The organism is Streptomyces sp. NPDC048349 (genome assembly GCF_040651925.1).
In the GTDB taxonomy this organism is placed as follows: Bacteria; Actinomycetota; Actinomycetes; order Streptomycetales; family Streptomycetaceae; genus Streptomyces.
The window spans coordinates 86,708-91,265 of record NZ_JBEZLA010000024.1 but is presented as its reverse complement, the minus strand read 5'-3'; the positions used below and the strand labels follow the sequence as shown (position 1 = coordinate 91,265).

The window sequence follows — 4,558 nt, the reverse complement described above, 5'->3', positions numbered from 1 at the left end:
GCGAGGAGTTCGGCGGGCAGCGGCTGGGCGGGGGCCGGGGTGAGCACCGTACGGACACCGTGCGAGCGGGCGGCGGCCGCGCCGGCCAGGACGGCACGTCCGGAGCCGCCTCGTGAACCCGGAGGCGGCGCCGGACACGGTGGCGGACTCCGGGCCCCCGCCCCCGGCCTCCGGGGCGCCGGGCCGGGGAACGGGAGCACGGACCGGCGACCCGTTCCCCGGCGCGGGGGGCGAGCCCGCCGCTGCCGACGCCCGGACAGAGCAAGGGCAAGGGCAGGGGGCCGGCCCCCTGCAAGGACTCCGCGTCCTCGACCTCGCCACCCTGTTCGCCGGGCCGCTGGCCGCCACCCTGCTCGGCGACTTCGGCGCCGAGGTGGTCAAGGTCGAGCACCCCGGCCGCCCCGATCCCTCGCGCGGCCACGGGCCGGCCAAGGACGGCATCGGCCTGTGGTGGAAGCTGCTCGGCCGGAACAAGCGCACGATCACCCTCGACCTGTCCGCGCCGGGCGGCCGCGCCACCCTGCTGCGCCTCGCCGCCACCGCCGACGTGGTCATCGAGAACTTCCGCCCCGGCACCCTGGAGAAATGGGGCCTGGGCTGGCCCGAGCTGTCCGCCGCCAATCCGCGCCTGGTCCTGACCCGCGTCACGGCCTTCGGCCAGCAGGGTCCGTACGCCCACCGCCCCGGCTTCGGCACCCTCGCCGAGGCGATGAGCGGCTTCGCGGCGATCACCGGGGAGCCCGAGGGGCCGCCGACCCTGCCGCCGTTCGGGCTCGCGGACTCGATCGCCGCGCTGACCACCGCTTACGCGGTCATGACCGCCCTGGCGGGACGCGAGCGCACGGGCCGCGGCCAGGTCGTGGACCTGGCCATCATCGAGCCGATCCTCACCGTGCTCGGCCCGCACCCGCTGTGGTTCGACCAGCTCGGCTATGTCCAGCCGCGCACCGGAAACCGCTCCACCAACAACGCGCCCCGCAACACCTACCGCAGCGCGGACGGCCGCTGGCTGGCGGTGTCCGCCTCCGCCCAGTCCGTCGCCGAGCGGGTGGTGCGCCTGGTCGGGCGGCCGGAGCTGCTCGCCGAACCCTGGTTCGCCACCGGTTCGGGGCGGGCCGCCCACGTGCACGTCCTGGACGAGGCGGTCGGCGGCTGGATCGCCCGCCACAAGGCCGAGGAAGTCGTCGCCGCCTTCGAGGAGGCCGAGGCGGCCGTCGCCCTGGTCTACGACGTGCGGGACGTGATGGACGACCCGCAGTTCGAGGCGCTGGACTCGGTCACGGAGGTGGAGGACCCGGAGCTGGGCCCGATCCGGATGCAGAACATCCTGTTCCGGCTCTCCGAGACCCCCGGCGCGATCCGCTGGGCCGGCCGCCCGCACGGCGCGGACACCGAGGAGGTCCTGACCGAGCTGGGCCTGACCGCGGCCGAGATCAGCGCGCTGCGGACCGAGGGGGCGCTGTGATCCTGACCTGGCTGTACGCACCGGGCGACCGCCCGGCGGTGGTCGCCAAGGCCATCGGCTGCGGAGCCGACGCCGTGATCGTGGACCTGGAGGACGCGGTACCGGCCTCCCGCAAGGAGTACGCCCGCGCCGCCACCGCCGAGCTGCTCACCGAGCGGCCCCCGGTCCCCGTGCACGTCCGCGTCAACGCCCTCGGCTCTCCCTGGGGCGGCGCCGACCTCACCGCCCTCGGCGGGCTGCACGGCCTCGCCGGGCTGCGCCTGCCCAAGATCAGCGCCCCCGAGCAGGTCGTCGCGGCCGCGGACCGCACCGGCGGGGTAGGGCTGCACGCGCTGCTCGAATCGGCGCTGGGCGTGGAGCGCGCCTACGAGATCGCCCGCGCGCACCCCGCGCTGCGCGGGCTCTCCCTCGGGGAGGCCGATCTGCGGGCCGACCTGGCGGTCAGCGCGGAGCCGGGCCTGGACTGGTGCCGCTCCCGGGTGGTGGTGGCGGCCCGCGCGGCCGGGCTGGCGCCGCCGGCCCAGTCGGTGTTCCCGGACATCCGGGACCTGGAGGCGCTGGCCGTCTCCTGTGGGCGCGGCCGCTCCCTCGGCTTCTTCGGCCGAGCGGCGATCCATCCCCGCCAGTTGCCGGTGATCGAGCGGGCGTACCTGCCCGCGCCCGCGGAGGTGGCCGCGGCGGAGGAGGTCCTGTGCGCGGCCCGGGCCGCTCCGGGGGCGCTGGCCCTGCCCGACGGCCGCTTCGTCGACCCGGCGGTGGTGGCCGCGGCGCACCGCACCTTGGCACTCGCCGAGCGGATGGCCGGGCGCTGACCGTGGTGGCGCTCCCGCGGCCGGCGGGGCCGCCGCAAACGGAAGGGGGCGCCGCGTCGTGCGCGGCGCCCCCTTCTGCGACCGTGGCGGTCAGAGCTTCTTGGCCTCCGGGGCCTCGGCCGGTCCGGCCTTGGAGAGGTCCACCTCGGGGGCGTCGGGCTCGGCGTCCTTCGAGTCGGCGTCCTTCGGGTCGGCGTCCTTCGGGCCGGTGTCCTTCGGGCCGGCCGCAGCCTCCGCGTCGGTCGCACTCTCCGCGTCGGCAGCAGCCGGAGCCTTGTCGCCGTTGCCATCGCCGTCGCCGGAGCGGTCCGGTTCGACGACCTCCTCGCGGCCCGGGCGCAGCTTCGCCGACAGGACGAAGTACACGACGGCCAGGACGAAGACGACGATCGAGGTCCACACGTTCAGCCGCAGGCCCAGGATGTGGTGCGCCTCGTCGACCCGCATGTACTCGATCCAGCCGCGGCCCACGCAGTACGCGGCCACGTACAGGGCGAAGGCCCGCCCGTGCCCGAGCGTGAAGCGGCGGTCGGCCCAGATGACCAGGACGGCGACGCCGATGCACCACAGCGACTCGTACAGGAAGGTCGGGTGGTAGGTGCCGGCGTCCCGGTTCGGGCCCGCGCTGATCTCCACCGCCCACGGAAGGTCGGTGGCCCTGCCGTACAGCTCCTGGTTGAACCAGTTGCCCCAGCGGCCGCAGGCCTGCGCCAGCGCGATGCCCGGGGCGAGGGCGTCCGCCCAGGCCGGCAGCGGGATGCCGCGCAGCCGGCAGCCGATCCACGCACCCACGGCGCCGAGCGCGATGGCCCCCCAGATGCCGAGGCCGCCTTCCCAGATCTTGAAGGCGTCGACCCAGTTGCGGCCCTCGCCGAAGTAGAGCTGGTAGTCGGTGATCACGTGGTAGAGGCGACCGCCGACCAGGCCGAACGGCACCGCCCACACGGCGATGTCCGCGACCGTGCCCGGCTTTCCGCCGCGTGCGACCCACCGCTTGTTGCCGAGCCAGACGGCGACGAAGACGCCGATGATGATGCAGAACGCGTAGCCGCGCAGCGGGATCGGTCCGAGATGGATCACGCCGGTCGACGGACTGGGGATGTAAGCAATGTCCATGGCAGACATGACGCTACCCTGCCGGGCGGTGCACACCGCAACCCGCCCGGCAAGCCGATACCGAATCCACACACGGCACGGGCGTCGCTCAGTCCTCCGCGGCACCGTCCGATCCGCGGTTCGCGGGCGTCTTCGACGGCGCCGCCGACGCCCGCGAAGCCCTGGCCCCGGGGGTCGCACCGGGAGTGGTGCCGGAGGTCGCACCGGCGGACGGGGAGGCCTTGCCCGCCGCCTTCGAAGCCCCCGCGGCCTTCGGCGCCCCGCTGCCGCCGGAGGCACCGGCCGCAGCCTCCACCCGCTCCCTCAGCTTCTGCGGGGTCAGCGGGTTGCCCTTGTCCGAGAAGATGTCCTTGCCGTCCAGCAGCACGGTGGGCGTGCCCCGGAACTGCCCGGCGCGGAAGGCCTCGTGTGATTTGGCGACCCAGCTGTTGTGCGTGCCGTCCTCGACGCACGAGCGGAAAGCCGGGGTGTCCAGCCCGTCCACCTTGCCGGCCAGCTCCAGCAGCTTGGCGTTCTTGCCGTAGGCGTCGTCGACCTCCTGCGGCTGGTTCTGGAAGAGGACGTCGTGGTAGGCCGAGAACTTGCCGGCGTCCTGCGCGCAGGCCGCCGCGTTGGCGCCCTTCAGCGAGCCGCTGCCGCCCATGTTCCCGTCGATGAGCGTCACCAGGTGGTAGTCGACCTTGAGCAGCCCCTTGGCCTCGAGGTCGTGGATGGTGTCCCGGTAGTTGTCCTCGAAGCTCTTGCAGGCGGGGCAGCGGAAGTCCTCCCACACGGTCAGGGTGGACTTGGCCTCGTCCTTGCCCGTCCGGATGGCCAGCGCGTCCTTGCCGGTGGCCCCGGAGGGGGCGACCACCGGCCCGTCCTTGCCGCTGCCGTCCTTTCCGGTGTTGGCCGCGATCAGACCGACGACGGCGGCCAGGCCGAGTACGCCGACCACCGCCGCCGACACGATGAGCGTCCGCCGACGCCGGTCGCGGGCATTTTGCCGCTCGCGCTCCACCTGGAGTCGCTCGCGGGCCGATCGTTTCGTCGCATCGCGGTTCGCACCGTCGTTCTTCTCGCTCACGTTCGGCCAAACGAAGCGGGGAGGCACTCGCGTGCCTCCCCCCCCCCCCCCACCCCGCCGGCGCGGGCAAAAACACGGCTATGTTTGGCGTAAAAGACC

4 protein-coding genes and 1 pseudogene are annotated in these 4,558 nt (G+C 74.2%); 2 read left to right on the top strand and 3 right to left on the bottom strand.

Annotated elements, in window-relative coordinates; genetic code table 11:
• A pseudogene (locus AB0D44_RS15935) lies at positions 1-95 on the bottom strand (ribokinase); the annotation flags it as partial.
• Between the two features lie 194 nt (positions 96-289).
• Here AB0D44_RS15935 and AB0D44_RS15930 point away from each other — a divergent pair.
• Together AB0D44_RS15930 and AB0D44_RS15925 are read left to right on the top strand one after the other, a co-directional pair.
• Positions 290-1,465, top strand: coding sequence for a CoA transferase (locus tag AB0D44_RS15930; protein WP_362590351.1), 1,176 nt, complete (start codon positions 290-292; stop codon positions 1,463-1,465).
• Positions 1,462-2,277: an aldolase/citrate lyase family protein gene (locus AB0D44_RS15925; RefSeq protein WP_362590319.1), complete on the top strand. Its 816-nt coding sequence runs from the start codon at positions 1,462-1,464 to the stop codon at positions 2,275-2,277. The genes AB0D44_RS15930 and AB0D44_RS15925 overlap by 4 nt, the downstream gene beginning before the upstream one ends.
• A 90-nt stretch (positions 2,278-2,367) precedes the next feature.
• On the opposite strand, the gene lgt is transcribed toward AB0D44_RS15925, so the two are convergent.
• Both lgt and AB0D44_RS15915 read right to left on the bottom strand, forming a co-directional pair.
• Positions 2,368-3,393 (bottom strand): prolipoprotein diacylglyceryl transferase, encoded by a 1,026-nt coding sequence (gene lgt / locus AB0D44_RS15920; protein WP_362590348.1) that lies wholly within the window; start codon positions 3,391-3,393, stop codon positions 2,368-2,370.
• An 88-nt stretch (positions 3,394-3,481) separates the two neighbouring features.
• Entirely contained in the window at positions 3,482-4,459 is a 978-nt protein-coding gene (locus AB0D44_RS15915; protein WP_362590316.1) for a thioredoxin domain-containing protein, read from the bottom strand.
• Positions 4,460-4,558: the final 99 nt, after the last annotated feature.